The sequence below is a fragment of the Streptococcus sp. GMD4S genome, assembly GCF_000296955.1.
The window spans coordinates 1-513 of the sequence record NZ_AJRE01000576.1; the positions used below are offsets into that span (position 1 = coordinate 1).

Below are 513 nucleotides of genomic sequence, written 5' to 3' on the forward strand. Positions count from 1 at the left end.
GCATTGTGTTTGTACGAACAGCTTCGCCAAGTGGTACACCTGCAACGATAACAATATCATCACCAGATTCTACCAAACCTTGCTCAACTGCAATTCTTTCAGCGAGATCAAACATATCATCAGTGTTTGATGGGCGATCAGTTGTTACTGGGATAACTCCCCAGTTAAGCATCAAACCACGCTGAGTCAATTCATCGAAAGTGATTGCCAAGATATCAGCATCTGGACGGTATTTAGAAATCAAACGAGCAGTGTGACCTGTCTTAGTAAGAGTAACCACCAACTTGATATTCATAGAGTTTGTCGCATCCTTAACAGCTGAAGCCATAACCTCAGTCTTAGAATTACGTGACAAGTTAACAGACGACAAGCGACCGTATTCTTTTAAAAGAGTTTGAGCGTTCTTGTCAATTGTAGCCATTGTTGTTACTGACTCAAGTGGGTATTTACCATTTGCAGACTCACCTGAAAGCATTGTAGCGTCGGTTCCGTCGATAACAGCGTTAAACACGT

1 protein-coding gene is annotated in these 513 nt (G+C 42.1%); it reads right to left on the reverse strand.

Annotated features, from left to right (window positions below; translation table 11 throughout):
* The coding region (locus GMD4S_RS12625; RefSeq protein WP_000321310.1) for a pyruvate kinase at nucleotides 1-513 on the reverse strand (513 nt) is incomplete at both ends.